At 72.8% G+C, this 14447-nt stretch carries 13 protein-coding genes; 11 read left to right on the top strand and 2 right to left on the bottom strand.

What is annotated here, in order from left to right; genetic code table 11:
* Nucleotides 1-65 precede the first annotated feature (65 nt).
* The gene (locus HCJ94_RS03855; protein ID WP_167999557.1) at nt 66-824 is read left to right on the top strand and encodes a DUF4230 domain-containing protein; all 759 of its coding nucleotides are present in this window, start codon (nt 66-68) and stop codon (nt 822-824) included.
* Between the two features lie 61 nt (nt 825-885).
* On the opposite strand, the gene HCJ94_RS03850 is transcribed toward HCJ94_RS03855, so the two are convergent.
* Nucleotides 886-1089 carry a PspC domain-containing protein gene (locus tag HCJ94_RS03850; RefSeq protein WP_155329174.1) on the bottom strand — a complete coding sequence of 68 codons (204 nt, stop codon included), beginning with the start codon at nt 1087-1089 and terminating at the stop codon, nt 886-888.
* 404 nt (nt 1090-1493) lie between these two features.
* Here HCJ94_RS03850 and HCJ94_RS03845 point away from each other — a divergent pair, with 404 nt between their 5' ends.
* The 10 genes from HCJ94_RS03845 (at nt 1494) to HCJ94_RS03800 (ending at nt 14135) form a co-directional block, all read left to right on the top strand.
* Nucleotides 1494-2900 (top strand): L-serine ammonia-lyase, encoded by a 1407-nt coding sequence (locus HCJ94_RS03845; RefSeq protein ID WP_167999556.1) that lies wholly within the window; start codon nt 1494-1496, stop codon nt 2898-2900.
* A 31-nt stretch (nt 2901-2931) separates the two neighbouring features.
* Complete coding sequence (locus HCJ94_RS03840; RefSeq protein WP_167999555.1) at nt 2932-3759, top strand: ABC transporter permease; 828 nt, start codon at nt 2932-2934, stop codon at nt 3757-3759.
* A complete protein-coding gene (locus HCJ94_RS03835; RefSeq protein WP_167999554.1) occupies nt 3760-4509 on the top strand; it encodes an ABC transporter ATP-binding protein in 750 nt (249 codons plus the stop codon). It abuts the gene before it with no gap.
* Entirely contained in the window at nt 4506-6470 is a 1965-nt protein-coding gene (locus tag HCJ94_RS03830; RefSeq protein ID WP_167999553.1) for a DUF5941 domain-containing protein, read from the top strand. Before HCJ94_RS03835 ends, HCJ94_RS03830 begins: the two co-directional genes overlap by 4 nt.
* Before the next feature lie 16 nt (nt 6471-6486).
* The gene (locus HCJ94_RS03825) at nt 6487-8685 is read left to right on the top strand and encodes a bifunctional glycosyltransferase/CDP-glycerol:glycerophosphate glycerophosphotransferase (RefSeq protein ID WP_167999552.1); all 2199 of its coding nucleotides are present in this window, start codon (nt 6487-6489) and stop codon (nt 8683-8685) included.
* Between the two features lie 177 nt (nt 8686-8862).
* Nucleotides 8863-10173, top strand: a complete 1311-nt coding sequence (locus HCJ94_RS03820) for an ABC transporter ATP-binding protein (RefSeq protein WP_167999551.1) — start codon at nt 8863-8865, stop codon at nt 10171-10173.
* Between the two features lie 50 nt (nt 10174-10223).
* Complete coding sequence (locus tag HCJ94_RS03815) at nt 10224-10688, top strand: DUF4442 domain-containing protein (RefSeq protein WP_167999550.1); 465 nt, start codon at nt 10224-10226, stop codon at nt 10686-10688.
* 7 nt (nt 10689-10695) lie between these two features.
* Nucleotides 10696-10845 (top strand): VOC family protein, encoded by a 150-nt coding sequence (locus HCJ94_RS03810; RefSeq protein ID WP_205800610.1) that lies wholly within the window; start codon nt 10696-10698, stop codon nt 10843-10845.
* An 81-nt stretch (nt 10846-10926) separates the two neighbouring features.
* Complete coding sequence (locus tag HCJ94_RS03805; protein ID WP_167999549.1) at nt 10927-11763, top strand: beta-phosphoglucomutase family hydrolase; 837 nt, start codon at nt 10927-10929, stop codon at nt 11761-11763.
* A complete protein-coding gene (locus HCJ94_RS03800) occupies nt 11760-14135 on the top strand; it encodes a glycoside hydrolase family 65 protein (protein ID WP_167999548.1) in 2376 nt (791 codons plus the stop codon). The genes HCJ94_RS03805 and HCJ94_RS03800 overlap by 4 nt, the downstream gene beginning before the upstream one ends.
* Before the next feature lie 70 nt (nt 14136-14205).
* Here HCJ94_RS03800 and HCJ94_RS03795 read toward each other — a convergent pair whose 3' ends face one another.
* Nucleotides 14206-14385 (bottom strand): hypothetical protein, encoded by a 180-nt coding sequence (locus HCJ94_RS03795; RefSeq protein ID WP_167999547.1) that lies wholly within the window; start codon nt 14383-14385, stop codon nt 14206-14208.
* Between the last annotated feature and the right edge of the window lie 62 nt (nt 14386-14447).

Raw genomic sequence — 14447 nt, 5'->3', positions numbered from 1 at the left:
CGCGGGTGTCGTACGAGGGCCGTAACGTCATTCTCAGACGATGTCTGAGGAGGACGGTGAGGGCGATGGCGCGCGACGGTGACATCAACCAGCCCACCCGGGAGTTTCCGGGCTACCCGACCACCGACACGCTGAAGGCCCGGTCCGACGACGCACCGGAGCCGCCAGCGCCCACCTCGGGCGGCGGGCCGGTCCACCGCCTGCTGCTGGTGCTCGGCGCGGCGGCGCTGACGGTGGTGGTGCTGCTCGGTGTGCAGGCCACCGGCATCCTGCCCGAGTTCCGCAACCCGTTCGCCAAGGAGCAGACCGACCGCAGCCAGCCCGCGCTGCTCAAGTCGATCCAGGATCTGAGCCGCTACGTCGCCGCCGAGGGCAACTTCCAGGTCGTGGTCGACCTCCAGAACGACCGGCGCAACGTCCCGGACTGGCTGCTCAACCAGCGCACGCTCTTCGTCGGTGCGGGCAGCGTCGAGGCGTACGTCGACTTCGCGAAGATCTCCGAGGGTGCGATCGTCGAGTCCGCCGACGGCAAGTCGGTCGAGATCACCCTGCCCGCGCCGCAGCTCGCGAAGACCAACCTCGACCTGGAGAAGAGCTACGTCTTCGCCGAGGAGCGCGGGCTGCTCAACCGGATCGGCGACCTTGTCGAGGGGGATCCCAACCGGCAGCAGCAGGTCTACCAGCTCGCCGAGGAGCGGATCACCGCCGCCGCTCGGGACAGCGGCCTGACCCAGCGCGCCGAGGAGAACACCCGCAAGATGCTGGAGGGCCTGCTCCGCTCCCTCGGCTACGAGCGCGTCACCGTGACGTACACGGCCCCCTGACCCTCTGGACGACCGCGCCCGCCCCGGGAGAACGGGGCGGGCGCCGGTGTCGGGGCGGGGATCAGTAGGTGGTGACGTAGCGGTCCTCGTTCGGCATCAGGATCCAGAGGATCGCGTAGACGATCACCTGGGTGCCGGGCAGCAGCAGGGACAGCAGGAACAGCAGCCGGACGAACCCGGCCGACCAACCGAACCGCTGCGCCAGGCCGGCGCACACGCCGGCGATCATGCGCCCCTGACGGGGCCGGACCAGTCTGCGACTCATCGTCGTACTCCCACTCTGCGGCGTTCCGCCGCCTCTGAGTCAACGGTAGGAAGGGGGCACCACCGCGCCCTCGGTCCCGAGGAGGATCGGCGGCCCGCTGACCCGTAGGTGCATACCCGCGCGCCGGTGACCCGATGCCCCTGACCTGAACGCTCCCCCGGCCGGTCAAGATCGCGCTCGATCCTGGATGTAGTCCCCTCCGAGGCACCGCAATACCACTGCTTCATGGATCGAGCGTGATCATGCGCGGCGGCGGGCGTCGCCGGGTGGAGGCTGACCTGGGCGGGTAGGCTGGCGGGTCGGGCAGCCCACCCACGGTTGCCCCGCCGACGGTCGACCGGACCGCGCGGCCACCACCGAGCGGGAGCCCGCACGACGGGGTGCGGCGGCGAGGAAGTACAGCCATGATCAGCGTCTTCGACCTCTTCAGCGTCGGCATCGGGCCGTCCAGCTCGCACACGGTCGGGCCGATGCGCGCCGCCCGGACCTTCGTCACCGGGCTGAAGGCGGACGGGCTGCTCGCCGACACCGTACGGATCCGCGCGGAGCTGTTCGGCTCCCTGGGCGCCACCGGGCACGGCCACGGCAGCGACCGGGCGGTGCTGCTCGGGCTGGCCGGCGAGGCCCCCGAGACGGTGGACACCGACAGCGTGGAGCCGCGGGTCGCCCGGATCCACGCCGAGCGGCGGATCGCGCTGCTCGACGCCCACGAGATCGACTTCGACCCGGACCGGGACCTGGTGCTCCACCGCCGCCGGGCGCTGCCGTACCACCCGAACGGGATGACCTTCGCCGCCTACGACGGCACGGGCGCGGAGCTGCGGGCCCGGACGTACTACTCGGTCGGCGGCGGGTTCGTCGTCGACGAGGCGGCCGCCGGAGCCGACCGGATCAAGCCGGACAGCACCGCCGTGCGGCACCCGTTCTCCACCGGTGCGGAGCTGCTCGCGGTGACCCGGGCGACCGGACTGTCGATCAGCGAGGTGATGCTCGCCAACGAGCTGTCCTGGCGCAGCGAGCGGGAGGTGCGGGCGGGCCTGCTGGAGATCTGGCGGGTGATGCGCGAGTGCGTGGCACGCGGCTGCGAGCGGGACGGCGTACTCCCGGGTGGGTTGAAGGTCCGGCGGCGCGCGGCCGAGCTGTACCGCGGTCTCATGGCCGACGCGGACCCGGTGCGGTCGGCGGCGGGCGCGGCGGGCCGGGGGGCGGCGGACCCGCTGCGGGCGATGGACTGGGTGACCCTGTTCGCCCTCGCGGTCAACGAGGAGAACGCGGGCGGCGGCCGCGTCGTCACCGCACCCACCAACGGCGCGGCCGGCATCATCCCGGCGGTGCTGCACTACTACGACCGGTTCGTGCCGGGCGCCTCCGAGGACGGGGTGGTGCGGTTCCTGCTGGCGGCGGGCGCGATCGGCGTGCTGTTCAAGGAGAACGCCTCGATCTCCGGTGCGGAGGTCGGCTGCCAGGGCGAGGTGGGCTCCGCCTGCTCGATGGCGGCGGCCGGGCTCGCGGAGGCCCTGGGCGGCACACCGGAGCAGGTGGAGAACGCGGCCGAGATCGGCATGGAGCACAACCTCGGCCTGACCTGCGACCCGGTCGGCGGCCTGGTGCAGATCCCGTGCATCGAGCGGAACGCGGTGGCTAGCATCAAGGCGATCACTGCCGCCCGGCTCGCGCTGCGGGGCGACGGGGTGCACCACGTCTCGCTCGACAAGGTCATCAAGACCATGCGCGAGACCGGGGCCGACATGAAGGTCAAGTACAAGGAGACGGCACGGGGCGGCCTGGCCGTCAACGTGATCGAGTGCTGAGCCCCGTCCGTCTCGCGGGCGGGAGGCGGCGGTGAGTTCTGGCGTGGGCGCGCTCTGGTCGCACCGCGACGCGCTGCGCATCCTCGTCCGCCGCGACCTGGCGGTGAAGTACCAGCAGTCGGTGCTGGGGTACCTCTGGTCGCTGATCGAGCCGCTCGGCACCGGCGCCATCTACTGGTTCGTGTTCGGCGTGCTGTACGCCCGGGACACCACCCGCCACCTGGGCGAGGCGGCTGACTCGTACCCGCTGTTCCTGATCACCGGGGTCTTCGCCTGGAGCTGGACCAGCTCGGCGATCGGCGAGGCGACCAACGCGCTGACCGGCCAGTCCCGACTGATCACCACGATGAACATCCCCCGCCAGGTCTTCCCGATCGGCCGGGTCGTCGGCCGGGTCGCCGAGTACGCGGCCGGCCTGCCCATCCTGGTCGGGGTGGCGGTGGCGTACGCGGTGGCGGACCGGATCCACCTCGGATGGTCGGTGCTCGCCCTGCCGCTGGCCGTGACCGTCCAGGGCGTGCTGCTCGTCGGGCTGGCGCTGCTGCTCTCCGCGGCCAACGTGCTGATGCGCGACGTCGAGCGGTTCATGCGGCTGGCCGTGCGGGTGCTCTTCTACGCCACGCCGATCATCTACCCGCTCAGTCTCGTCCGCGATTCCGGCCTGCCCGGCTGGGTGAAGGTCGCGTACGAGCTGAACCCGCTGGTCGGCATCTTCCAACTGCACCACGCGGTGTGGTACCCGGCCGAGTTCCCCGACGCCCGACTGCTCGCCACCACCGTCGCCGGTAGCCTTCTCGTGCTCGCCGCCGGGTGGTGGACGTTCCGCCGCCTCGAACCGGCCGTGCTGAAGGAACTGTGAATGCCCGCCCCGATCATCGAGGCGGACGGGCTGGGCATCCAGTTCGTCCGCAACCGCCGACGCCAGCTGCGGCTCCGGGACCTCGTCATCCACCGGGGCCGGCGCGGCGGCATCTCGGACGGCCGGTTCTGGCCGCTGCGTGACCTGTCCTTCTCGATCGAGGCCGGCGACACGGTCGGCGTGATCGGCCGCAACGGCACCGGCAAGAGCACCCTGCTGCGGCTGATCGCCGGCGTGCTCATCCCCGACGAGGGGCGGATCACCGTCCGGGGTGACGTCGCGCCGCTGCTGGAACTGTCCGCGGGCTTCTCCAGCGAGCTGACCGGCCGGGAGAACCTGTACTTGGTCGGTGGCCTGCACGGCCTGTCGGCGCGCTACCTGCGCCGCCACTTCGACGAGATCGTGACGTTCGCCGGGGAGCAGGTCGAGCGGGCCATCGACACCTCGGTGCGGCACTACTCGTCCGGAATGAAGGTCCGGCTCGGTTTCGCGATCATCTCTCACCTGCCGCACCCGATCCTGCTCATGGACGAGGTGACCGCGGTCGGGGACGCGGAGTTCCGCCGGAAGTGCTATGCGACGATCGAACGTCTGCTCGGGGAGGGGCGCACTCTGGTGCTGGTGTCACACAACGAACAGGATCTGACCCGGTTCTGCCGTCGCGGGTTCTACCTCGACGCCGGCCGGATGAGCGTCGACGGGACGATCGACGAGGCGCTGGCCGCGTACCACCGGGCGGTGGCGCGGTGACGCTCGCGATCGTGCTGACCGCCGACGCGCCGGCCGGCGGGGCTCTCGGCGAACGACTGGCGGCGCAGTGCCGCCGCGCCGGAGCCGACGAGGTCCACGTCGTCGGCGACCTGCGTGAGCTGGCCGACCTGGTCGAGGCGACCACCGAACCGGTGCTCCTCGCCGGGGCCGACCTGGTCGCGCACACCGCCGTCCTGCGGCACCTCGCCACCAGCCCGGTCGGGCCGACCGTGGCGCTGGTGCTCACCGACCCGCCCGCGCGCGGCCGTACCGCCGTGCGCGAGGACCGTGGCCAGATCGTCGCCGCCGGGGCCCCCGACGAGGTGGACGGTGCCACCGGGACGTTCGGCGGGGCGCTGCGGGTCGGCACCGCCGACCTGCCGGCCCTCGCCGCCGCCGCGCGGTCGGTCGCCGCCGGGGTGGTGCCGGTCGGTCCCGCGCCGGCCGGCGGCACCGTGGTCGGCGGGCCCGCCGTGGACCGGCTCTTCGCCGACCTCGCGGCCGGCGGCACGCTGACCTTCGCCCACCGGGTACGCCTGCTCGTCGCGCACCGGGTCGGCGACGCCGCCGAACTGGCCGCCGCCGAGGCGGCCGTGGCTTCGGTGGACGAGGACCGGGCGGAGCTGCGGCTGTCCGTGAAGGAGCGGGACGACTTCTTCACCACGTTCTTCGTCAGCACCTGGTCCCCGTACGTGACGAAGGCCGCCGCGCGGCTGCGCCTCAGTCCCACCACGGTCACGATGATCTCGGTGGCCTTCGCGGTGGCGGCGGCCGTGCTCTTCGGCGCGGGCGGCCGGCCGGCGCTGGTCACCGGCGCGGTGCTGCTCTACCTGGGCTTCGTGCTGGACTGTGTGGACGGTCAGCTCGCCCGCTACACCCGCACGTTCAGCGCCTGGGGCGGCTGGCTCGACACGATGGCCGACCGGGCCAAGGAGTACGTGGTCTACGCCGGCCTCGGCTACGGCGCGACCCAGGCGGGCTTCCGGTACGGCTGGGCCCTCGCCATCGCCGCGATGACCCTCCAGACCGTGCGGCACATGACCGACACCTGGTACGGGGCGCTGCACGACGAGGCGGCCCGCCGCCCGAAGGCCGCCGCGGGTGGCGGTGGCGGGATCGGTGACCGGCTCAGCGCCGCCTCCAACCGGGTGCAGGCGGACACCGGTTCGGTCACGTACTGGCTGAAGCGGACGGTCGTCTTCCCGATCGGTGAGCGGTGGGCGCTCGTCGCGGTCGTCGCGGCGCTGTTCGACCAGCGGGCCGCGCTGATCGCGGTGCTGACGTGGGGGGTGCTGGCGTTCGCGTACACCGGTGCGCTGCGGACCCTGCGCTCCCGCTCGATGCGGGTGGGGGTCCTCGACACGGTCGACGCCACCCTGCACCGCGACGACGGGCCCCTCGCCCGGGCCCTGCCGGTGGTCCGCCGCCCGCTGGTGCTGGCGATGCTGGCCGCGCTCGCGGCGGCGGTGTTGCTGCTGGCGGCCCTCACCGTCGATCCGCCGCGGTGGTCGGTGGTGGTGGCCCTGGCGGTTTTGCTGGTCGCAGGTCTCGGCGGCCGCGCGCCGCACGGCGCGGCCCTGGACTGGCTGGTGCCGGCGGCGCTCCGGGCGGCCGAGTACCTGTTCGCCATCGCGGTCGGCGTGCTCGGCGACGTGCCGGCCTGGGTGATCTTCGGGTACGTCTTCGTGCTGACCCTGCACCACTACGACCTGACCGCCCGGCTGGAGAAGCGCAAGGTAGCGCCGCCGCTGCGCGCCGCCACGCTGGGCTGGGAGGGGCGCTCGGTGGTGCTGGCCCTCGCGGCGATCGCCGGAATTGCCGAGATCGGGATGGTTACACTCGGTCTGTACCTTCTCGTGTTGTTCGTGGCAAGCGTTGCTCTGGCGTGGGTGGTCCTGCCCGGCCGTGTCGCGCGGCCGACGGCCGGGCCGGTCCGGGCCGGAGGTGGCGGGCCGGGCTGACGGAGGGACGGCCGGGGTGACACTGATCAGTTTCGTGGTCCCGGCCTACCGCGTGCAGGGCTACCTGCGCGAATGCCTGGACTCGATCCTCGGGCAGTCGGCGACCGGCATCGAGGTGATCGGCGTCGACGACTGCTCCCCGGACGGCAGCGGCGAGATCCTCGCCGAGTACGCGGCCCGCGACGCGCGGGTGCGCGCGCTCCGGCTGCCGGCGAACGTCGGGCTCGGTCCGGCCCGCAACGCGGGGCTGGACCGGGCCGCCGGCGAGTACGTGTGGTTCGTCGACGGCGACGACTGGCTCGCGCCGGAATGCCTCACCGAGGTGGCCGAGCGGCTGCGCGCCACCCGTCCCGACGTGCTCGTGGTCGACCACGTCCGGGCCTGGTGGAACGGGAGCACCACCCGCAGCGGGATGCTCGACGTGTTCCCGGAGGCGCCCGGTGCGGAGACGTTCCGGCTGCGCGAGCGGCCCGAGGCGGTCCACCTGCTGCACACCGCGTGGAACAAGGTGCTGCGGCGGGGATTCCTGCTCGACCACGGGCTGCGCTTCGCGCCCGGCTGGTACGAGGACGTCTCGTTCACCTACCCCGCGCTCCTGCTCGCCGAGCGGATCGGCGTGCTGGACCGGATCTGCGTGAACTACCGCCAGCGCCGCGCGGGCGCGATCACCCGGACGAGGGGCGACCGGCACTTCGAGGTCTTCACGCAATGGCACCGGGTGTTCCGGCGCCTGGACGAGTGGGGGCCGGAGGCCGACGACCTGCGACCGGTCCTCTTCGAGCGGATGATCTGGCACTACCTGACGGTGCTCGGCAACGGGGAGCGGACCGCCCCGGAACTGCGACCGCGCTTCTTCGCCCAGATCACCGCCGACTGCACCCGCTGGCGGCCACCGCAGGGGTACCCGGTCCCGGGCGGGGTGGAGGGGCTCAAGCACCGGCTGGTCGCCGAGGGGCGGTGGCGGACGTACAGCGCGCTGCGGACCGCGTACCAGGCGCGGGAGGTGGCCGAGCGGCGGGCCCGGCGCGCCGCCCCGGTGGTACGCCGGAGCGCCCGACTGGCCCGGGACATCGCGCTGCGCGGGTACTACCAGGCGGAACTGCGCCGGCCGGTCGACCCGACGCTCGCCGTGTACGCCGCCTACTGGTACCGCGGCTACGCCTGCAACCCGGCGGCGATCTACGAGGCGGCCCGCCGGCTCGCACCGGACGTCCGTGGGGTGTGGATCGTCCGGCGGGACCGGGCATCGGCCATGCCCGACGGGGTCGAGTACGTGGTGGCGGGCACCCCCGCCGAGCACCGGGTGCTGGCGCGGGCGCGCTGGCTGGTCAACAACGTCAACTTCCCGGACTTCGTCCGCAAGCGCCCGGGCACGGTCCACGTGCAGACCCACCACGGCACCCCGGTCAAGGTGATGGGGCTGGACCAGCAGCGGCACCCGGTCGGAGCGGTGGGGATGGACTTCGCCGGGCTGTTGCGTCGCGTGGACCGGTGGGACTTCAGCATCACCTCGAACAGCTTCTCCACCCAGATGTGGGAGCGGGCGTACCCGGCCGCGTACACGACGCTGGAGGTCGGCTACCCGCGCAACGACCGGCTGGTCACCGCCACCGCCGAGGACGTGCTGCGGATCCGCGCGGAACTGGGCCTCGGCGTCGGCGAGCAGGTGGTCCTGTACGCGCCGACGCACCGCGAGCACCTTCCGGGCTACCGGCCGCCGTTCGACCCGGACCGGGTCCTCGCCGCGCTCGGCCCGACCGGCCGCCTGCTCATGCGCAGCCACTACTTCCACGACCGGGAGCGCCGGGCGCTGCGCGCGGTGACCCGTGAACGGGTACGCGACGTCAGCGGCCACCCGCGCGTCGAGGACCTCTACCTCGCCGCCGACGTGCTGGTCACCGACTACTCGTCGGCCATGTTCGACTACGCCGTCCTGGACCGGCCGATCGTCGTCTACGCCCCCGACTGGGAGGCGTACCGGTTGGCGCGGGGCGTCTACTTCGACGTGACGGCCGAGCCGCCGGGGGCGGTGGCGACGGACCTCGACGCCCTGCTCGACGTGTTCCGCTCCGGCGCGGTACGCGGCCCGGAGGCGGAGGAGGCGCGGCGGCGGTTCCGTGACCGCTTCTGCCGGGTCGACGACGGCCACGCGGCCGAACGGGTGGTGCGGCGGGTGTTCCTCGGCGAGCCGCCGGGGCACGTCCCGGCCTGCTGATCGGACCCTCGTGGACCCCGGTGACGTGCCGGGTGTCCGGATTGCCGCATTGTCTTGGCTCGATGGCGCGTAATAGGACTGTCACGGGTGAAACATGGCACGTTCACCCGATGTGCGATCGGGGTGGTCTTCGTCACAGTCATTCGGGTTCGGCCGACCGAGCTGGGGGAGGAGACGGTGACCACCGTCGCGCTCAAGGATGTGACCAAGGTCTTCAAGGACGGCACCCCTGCCGTCGACAGAGTGAACCTGGACGTCAACGACGGCGAGTTCATGGTGCTGCTGGGGCCGTCGGGTTGCGGCAAGTCGACCGTCCTGCGGATGGTCGCCGGCCTGGAGACCCCGACCTCCGGCGCGGTGCTGCTCGGCGGGGAACTGGCCAACGACCTGCCACCGCGCGAGCGCGGAGCGGCGATGGTCTTCCAGGACTTCGCCCTCTACCCGCACATGACGGTCGGCGACAACATCGCCTTCCCGCTCCGGCTGGCCGGCGTCGAACCGGACCGGCGGGCTGAGCGGGTCGCCGACGTGGCGGGCGCGCTCGGCATCAGCGACGTCCTGGCCCGCCGGCCCGGCCAGCTCTCCGGCGGCCAGCGGCAGCGGGTGGCGATGGGCCGCGCGATCGTGCGCCGGCCCGGCCTGTTCCTCATGGACGAGCCGTTGTCCAACCTCGACAGCGGCCTGCGCGCCGAGCTGCGGGCGGAGATCTCCGGCCTGACCCGCGAGCTGGGCGTCACCACGATCTACGTCACCCACGACCAGGCCGAGGCGCTGACCATGGCCGACCGGGTCGCCATCATGCGCAAGGGCGTCCTCCAGGACGTCGGCACGCCCACCCAGGTGTACGGCCGCCCGGCCACCCTCTACGTCGCCGCCTTCCTCGGCAGCCCCCGGATGAACCTGCTGGAGGCCTCCGTCTACGTGCACCTCGACCGGTACGTCACGCTCACCCTCGGGGAGCAGGCGCTCTACCTGCCGTGGGACGACATCCGCACCCGTGCGGTCGCCCACTACCACGGCGAGCGGATCGTAATCGGTATGCGGGCCGAGGCGCTGACGCCGGTCACCCCGGACACCCAGGGCGACGTCCTGTACGGCCGGATCCGCTACCTGGAGCACCACGGCCACGAGTCGCTCGCCTTCCTCGACATCGGCGCCACCGCGGTGGTGGTGGACGAGATGGGCACCCCGGTCGACCAACCGGTTCCCGGTGAGCGCGGCCTGCGCCGGTTCAACCAGGTGGTGCAGCGCATCACCGGCCGCGCGGGGGAGCCGGCGTCGGACGACGAGGTGGCGTCGGCGGCCGGCACCCGGACGAGCGTGCTCCCCGACCCGGGCCGGCACCACCGCCGCCCGGCCGAGCTGGCGGTCCGGCTGGCCCCGTACCCGGCCGTGTCGCCGGGGCACCCGCTCGCCGTGTCGGTCCGGATGGACGCGCTGCACTTCTTCGACGAGCGCGGCGACCGCATCGACGTCGGCTGGCGCTGAGGGTGTACCTGGGCCTTACCCCGGAAGTTACTCACGGGTAACGTACGGGCATGACGATCGACTCTCGCCTGGTGGCGACCGCCATGCTCGAGGCCGTCCCGTTCGCCCGAACGCTCGGCTTCGAATTCGTCGAGGTGGCCCCCGAGGCCGACGGCGGGGTGCGGGCGGTCGTCCGGCTGCCCGACTCGCCGGCCACCCACAACCACGTCGGCGGGCCGCACGCCGGCGCCATGTTCACCCTCGGCGAGACCGCCTCCGGCGCCGTCGTCATGGCCGCGTTCGGGCACCTGCTCGACCGGGCCACGCCGCTCGCCGTGAGCGCCGACATCGCGTACCGGAAGCTGGCCATGGGTCCGGTGCGCGCGACCGCGCGGCTCGGCCGCCCGGCCGCCGAGGTGCTCGCGGAGCTGGAGGCCGGCCAGCGGCCGGAGTTCCCGGTGCCCGTCGAGATCGCCACCGAGGAGGGCAAGGTGACCGGCGAGATGACCGTCGTCTGGACGCTGCGCCCGCACTGAGTCGCGGGTGGACGACCCGGCCCGGGAGACGTTCTACGGCGGGTACGCGGGCTGCTTCAGCGACCCGGACGGGCACGTCTGGGAGATCGCGTACAACCCGGGCTTCACACTGGCGGAGGACGGCTCGTTGACCGTCCCCGACTTCGGCAGCGCCTAGAACCGCGCGACCAGCCAGCGGCACGCGTCGGCTTCGGCGGAACCGGGTTTGCCGCCACCAGGGTGTGGATAGATTCGTACCGTGCTGGGCCTGCCTGCTCACGTGACCGCCTGTCTCTTCGATCTGGACGGTGTGCTCACGCAGACCGCCCGCGTCCACAACGCCGCCTGGACCGCCACGTTCGACGAGTTCCTGCGCCGTCGCGCGGCGGCCACCGGCGAGCCGTTCCGGCCGTTCGATCCGGGCGACGACTACAACCGCTACGTCGACGGCCGGCCCCGCTACGACGGGGTGCGCACGTTCCTCGCCTCGCGCGGCATCGGGCTGCCCGAGGGAGAGCCGGGCGACCCCCCGGGTGCCGACACGGTGCACGGCGTCGGCAACCGCAAGAACGTGCTGCTGCTCGAGACGCTGCGTACCTCCGGGGTCGACGTCTACCCCGGCTCGGTGGCGTACCTGAAGGCGGCGACCGCCGCCGGCCTGCGCCGCGCGGTCGTTACGGCGAGCGCCAACGGGCGCGAAGTGGTCGCGGCGGCCGGCTTGGAATCCCTGCTGGAGGTACGGGTCGACGGCCTGGTCGCCCGCGCCGAGGGGCTGCGCGGCAAGCCTGAGCCGGACACCTTCCTCGCCGGCGCGCGGCTGCTCGGCGCGGAGCCGGCCGACGCGGCGGTCTTCGAGGACGCCCTCGCCGGGGTCGCCGCGGGGCGGGCCGGCGGATTCGGGTACGTGGTCGGCGTCGACCGGGTGGGCCAGGCCGACGAGCTGCGGGCGAACGGCGCCGACGTGGTGGTCCGCGACCTGGCCGAGCTGCTCGACGCCGAATCGGCCGGGCCGGGACGCGAGTCGACCGCGCTGGCGCGGGAGTCGAGCCGGATGGACCGCGGGCCGATCGTGCGGGACCGGGAGACCGGCGCGTGATCCGGGAACGGGCGTATCCGGTCGAGCCGTGGCACGTGCGGGAGACCCGCCTCGACATGGACGTGCTGGCCCAGTCCGAGTCGGTCTTCGCCCTGTCCAACGGGCACGTCGGGCTGCGCGGCAACCTGGACGAGGGGGAGCCGCACGGCCTGCCCGGGACGTACCTGAACTCGTTCTACGAGCTGCGTCCGCTGCCGTACGCGGAGGCCGGCTTCGGCTTCCCGGAGTCCGGCCAGACGGTCGTCAACGTCACCAACGGCAAGCTCATCCGGCTGCTCGTCGACGACGAGCCGCTCGACGTGCGCTACGGCGAACTCCTCTCCCACGAGCGGGTGCTCGACATGCGGGACGGGACGCTGCACCGGTCCGTGCACTGGCGCTCGCCGGCCGGCCGGGAGGTGCGGGTCCGCAGCACCCGGCTGGTGTCGTTCCGGCAGCGGGCGGCCGCCGCCATCAACTACGAGGTGGAGGTCGCCGACGACAAGCCGCTGCGCCTGATCATCCAGTCGGAGCTGGTGGCCAACGAGACGCTGCCTCCGCAGAGCAAGGACCCGCGCGTCGCGGCGGTGCTGGAGTCGCCGCTGCTCGCCGAGGAGGAGCTGACCACGGACGACGGCGGCCTGCTCATCCACCGCACCAAGGTCTCCGGGCTGCGGGTCGCCGCCGCTATGGACCACGAGGTGCAGACCGAGGCGCGGACCACCGTCGAGTCCGAGGGGTACGAGGACTGGGTACGTACCACCATCGCCTGCGTGCTCAAGCCCGGCGAGACGCTGCGGGTCGTCAAGTACCTGGTGTACGGGTGGTCGAGCCGCCGGTCGCTGCCGGCGTTGCGCGACCAGGTCGGTGCGGCGCTCGCCGCCGCCCGCCTGGACGGCTGGGAGGGTCTGCTGCGCGAGCAGCGCGAGTACCTCGACGATTTCTGGAAGTCCGCCGACGTGCTCGTGGAGGGCGACCCGGAGGTGCAGCAGGCGGTCCGCTTCGGGCTCTTCCACGTGCTCCAGGCCGGTGCCCGGGCGGAACGCCGGCCGATCGCCGCCAAGGGCCTCACCGGCCCGGGGTACGACGGACACGCCTTCTGGGACACCGAGATGTTCGTGCTGCCCGTGCTCACGTACACCCATCCACCCGCGGTGCGCGACGCCCTCTACTGGCGGCACCGCACCCTCGCGGCCGCGCACGAGCGGGCCCGTACGCTCAACCTGAAGGGCGCGGCCTTCCCGTGGCGGACCATCGAGGGGCCGGAGTCGTCCGGGTACTGGCCGGCCGGCACGGCCGCGTTCCACATCGCCGCCGACGTCGCCGACGCGGTACGCCGGTACGTGCTGGCCACCTGTGACACCGACGTGGAGCGGGAGATCGGCCTGGAACTGCTCGTGGAGACCGCGCGACTGTGGCGGTCACTGGGCCACCACGACCGGCACGGCCAGTTCCACATCGACGGGGTGACCGGCCCGGACGAGTACACGGCCGTCAAGAACGACAACATCTACACCAACCTGATGGCCCAGCGGAACCTGATCAGCGCGGCGGACGCGGTGATGCGGTACCGGGACGAGGCGTTCCACCTCGGCGTCACCGACGAGGAGGCGGCCGCCTGGCGGGACGCGGCGGCCTCCATGCACATCCCGTACGACGAGGAGATCGACGTCCACGAGCAGGTGGAGGGTTTCACCCGGCTCCAGGAGTGGGAGTTCGCGGAGACGCCGGCCGAGAAGTACCCGCTGCTGCTGCACTACCCGTACTTCGACCTGTACCGCAAGCAGGTGGTCAAGCAGTCCGACCTGGTGCTCGCGATGCACTGGCGGGGGGACGCGTTCACCCCGGACCAGAAGCTGCGGAACTTCTTGTACTACGAGCGCCGCACGGTCCGGGACTCGTCGCTGTCGGCGTGCACCCAGGCGGTGCTCGCGGCCGAGGTGGGCTACCCCGAGCTGGCGCACCTGTACCTGCGCGAGGCCGCGCTGATGGACCTGCACGACCTGAACGAGAACACCCGGGACGGCGTGCACATGGCGTCCCTGGCGGGCGCGTGGATCGCCCTGATCGCCGGGTTCGGCGGGCTGCGCGACCACGACGGCATGCTCTCGTTCGCGCCCCGGCTCTCCAGCCGGCTGAGCCGCCTGGAGTTCTCCCTCCAGTGGCGGGGGATGCGGCTGCGGGTCGACGTGCGGCCGCACCAGACCACGTACACCCTGCGTGACGGCGAATCCGACGACACGATGGACCTGCGTCACCACGGGGAGCGGATCCAGCTCACCCGCGCCGAACCGGTGACCGTGCCGATCCCCCAGCTCGAGGTGTCCGGCCCCACCCCGGAGCAGCCACCCGGGCGCGGCCCCCTGCTGCGCCTGCCGGAGCGCTCTCCGTAGCGGGTGCGAGGAAGGGGCCCTCCCGACCGCCTCCGGCGGAGAAAGGGCCCCTTTCCGATACTTCCAGCGGTCAGAGCGCTCTGCCCTGCGACGGGCGGCCCGCCGCGTCGCGGGGCGCCATCGCCCGCGGATCGTCGGCCGTACGCGCCTTCGCCGCCTCGTCCGCCCAGTCCCGGTTGCGTTCGGCGTCCTGTTCCCGTCGTTCCTGCTCGGCCGTCTGCTGCCTGGACCCTCGCTGCTGCTGCGCCATGGCGATCCTCGCGATCCGTCGGGGGCGCGGTGCGCGCCGGTACGGTCTGCGGTCACCCGCCG

Source organism: Micromonospora thermarum (assembly GCF_012034245.1).
In the GTDB taxonomy this organism is placed as follows: Bacteria; Actinomycetota; Actinomycetes; order Mycobacteriales; family Micromonosporaceae; genus Micromonospora; species Micromonospora thermarum.
Note: the sequence above shows the minus strand (reverse complement) of the source record. Positions and strands in the feature narration are given on the sequence as shown.